The organism is Mycobacterium sp. (assembly GCF_049281135.1).
In the GTDB taxonomy this organism is placed as follows: domain Bacteria; phylum Actinomycetota; class Actinomycetes; order Mycobacteriales; family Mycobacteriaceae; genus Mycobacterium.
The window spans coordinates 1-2,772 of record NZ_JBAPRN010000613.1 but is presented as its reverse complement, the minus strand read 5'-3'; the positions used below and the strand labels follow the sequence as shown (position 1 = coordinate 2,772).

The window sequence follows — 2,772 nt, the reverse complement described above, 5'->3', positions numbered from 1 at the left end:
CCCTTCAACCGTCCCCTCATCTCATCACTCTGTACGGCGGGGGTTCTCTCGTCAACGGCAAGTTGCGTTTCGGTAGGCCAACTCGATACCGACGCCGATACGGCTAGCCCGCATTCGCAACAGCGGCTGTCGGCACCGACTGGCGCTGTAGCTCGGTCTGGGCCTCGACGCAGCAGCACTCTACTGGAGATCGCTCACGCGTCAGCGCCGCGTGTTCTCGGTCTCTGCAGAGCCGAGTACGCATGGCCGCCAACACTCGCTGTACGCGACTGGAAAGAGAGGTGTGATGAGTGTCAATCGCCACCTCGGGAGTCACCAAGTCCCACGAAGCGGCAGCACTGACGGACGGGAAGCCGTGGCGTCGACGAAGACAGATCGGCTCGTCCCATTGGCGCTGAGCGAATCGCAACGTAGTTCGACAACCACTGCGGGATGCCGAGTGCGACGAGCGAATCTCCAGCCTCCGGCATGAAGAGGATTCCTAGCGCGACGGTTCGCTGGCGGCCTAGACCGTATGGAGTGATCGCTCGCTGATGTGGGTGGTTGCTGGCCGGGGCCTCGCTGACGCACTCTCGTGGGTTACCAAGCGACGGTTCCGTGCTTGGCCTTTCCGACATACGGCAGGAGGCCCCGGTGTTTCGTGAGCGTACGAGTGTTGGTCTGGATGTGCATGCCCGGTCGGTCGTCGTGGCGGCGATCGATGGGCAGACCGGTGAGGTGTTCAAGGCGCGGTTGACGCCGTCGCATGGGCAGGTGCTGGAGTGGATCGGCCGGTTGCCGGGTCCGTGCGCGGTGGTCTATGAGTCCGGGCCGACCGGGTTCGGCCTGGCGCGGGCGGTGATCGCGGCTGGGATGCGGTGCGAGGTGGCGGCGTCCTCGAAGCTGCACCGCCCGGCCGGGGACCGGGTCAAGACCGATGCGCGAGACGCTATGCATTTGGCCAGGTTGCTGCGCCTGGACGAGGTCACGCCGGTGCGGGTCCCGACCGCGGCCGAGGAAGCGGCGCGGGATTTGGTCCGGGCGCGGGAGGCGTGTCGGCAGGATCTGATGCGGGCCCGGCACCGGTTGTCGAAGCTGCTGCTGCGGCACGGGATCGTGTATTGCGGTGGCAAGGCGTGGACGGTGTTGCACGACCGGTGGCTGCACCAGCAGCGTTTCGACGCGGCCGCGACGCAGGCTGCGTTCGAGGACGCGTATGAGGCGGTCGCGTTGGCCACGGCCCGCCGGGCCCGCCTGGATGAGAAGATCACCGCGCTGGCTGAGGGCAGCGAGTTCACGCCGGTGGTGCGGCGGCTGTCGTGCCTGCGGGGCATCTCCACGCTGACCGGTTTCGCCGTCGCGGTCGAGATCGGGGATTGGGAGCGGTTCACCGGTGCCAGCATCGGCGCCTACCTCGGGCTGATACCCAGCGAGCATTCCTCCGGGCAGAGCCGAGCCCAGGGCGGGATCACCAAGACCGGTAACACGCACGTGCGGCGGCTGCTGGTCGAGGCCGCCTGGCATCACCGCACCACCTACCGGGGGCCCGGTGTGACGCTGCAGCGCCGCTGGGACCAGGCCCCGGCCGCGGCCCGGGCCCGCGGGCATGCCGGCAACCAGCGGCTGCACCAGCGCTGGGTGAATCTGAACCTGCGGAAGAAGCGGTCGGTGGTCGCCAACGTCGCCGTCGCTCGTGAACTGGCTGGCTGGTGCTGGTCGCTGGCGGTGCTGCCCGACTGAGGACACCGGCCCCCTGACTGACCGTGGAGGTCGAGAACGAGGATCGCAGCGCGAGGAGCCAACGCGCACCCGAGGCTATGGAGCAGCACGAACCCGTTTAGGTAACGGGATTCCGGGCGACGCTCGTGCTTAGACCGGCGCAGTGCTCCAGCCGAACACACGGTCCTGCGGTAGCCAACCCGCGCATATCAGCCTCGACCACGCGTCGTACAACGACACGCTGACCTCCGACCCCGGCCTCCACGGTCGCCCACTCTCATCCCCGCACGCCGTGAAGCGTGACGTCGTCCTCACCGGTGTCCAGGCCACGCCCTTCGGGTGGCCTTCGGCCAGCCTGGACCCCGGCTCCGGGCGGGCCGTCATCGGCGGCAGCTGCGCGGGAATGGAGTTCCGCGTCCTGCCCAACAAGCAGGACCAATTCGGCGCGCCCACTTGACGAACAGGCACTCCATATCAGCCTCGATTCATGGTGGTCGACACGGCGTTCGTCCTAGCCGGAGGTGGTGTGTTGGTGCTACTCAGATCGGCATGCGGCGCGCGGTTGTCGAGCGTGGTATCTCGCGCGAGCTGGTGGGCAAAGTGTGCGACACTGGCCTTGCCGCAGTCGCTTCTAGCCGCCGCTCTGTGCGGGTCGCCCGGCTCTGGTGGATGCCTCGCAGATGCACCGTTCATTTCAATGCGGTGTCGCCGCGGAGGGTGGGACCCATGGCATTCGCAGCATCGCTGAACGTCCCCCGAGATCCCACCCTCGCCGCCGAGGCTGTCGACGTCGTTAAGTCCTACGGGACGGGCGAGACGATGATCTACGCGCTGGCGGGTGTCAGCGTTGGGCTCGTTCGTGGTCAGTTCACCGCGATCATGGGACCGTCGGGGTCGGGCAAGTCGACCCTGATGCATTGCCTGGCCGGCCTCGACGACGTGACCTCGGGCTCGGTGCGGATCGCCGATGTCGAGTTGACGACGCTGTCGGACAAGAAGATGACCCAGCTGCGCCGTGACCGGATCGGGTTCGTGTTCCAGTCGTTCAATTTGGTGCCGACCCTGACTGGGCTC

Annotated in this window: 3 protein-coding genes; all 3 read left to right on the top strand. The window is 67.2% G+C overall.

Annotation, left to right across the window (positions count from 1 at the left end):
• The first annotated feature begins 633 nt into the window (after window positions 1–633).
• Window positions 634–1,719, top strand: a complete 1,086-nt coding sequence (locus tag WAN02_RS24220; RefSeq protein ID WP_422267162.1) for an IS110 family transposase — start codon at window positions 634–636, stop codon at window positions 1,717–1,719.
• Between the two features lie 142 nt (window positions 1,720–1,861).
• Window positions 1,862–2,155, top strand: a complete 294-nt coding sequence (locus tag WAN02_RS24215) for a hypothetical protein (RefSeq protein ID WP_422267160.1) — start codon at window positions 1,862–1,864, stop codon at window positions 2,153–2,155.
• A gap of 269 nt (window positions 2,156–2,424) precedes the next feature.
• The coding region (locus WAN02_RS24210; RefSeq protein ID WP_422267158.1) for an ATP-binding cassette domain-containing protein at window positions 2,425–2,772 on the top strand (348 nt) is incomplete at its 3' end.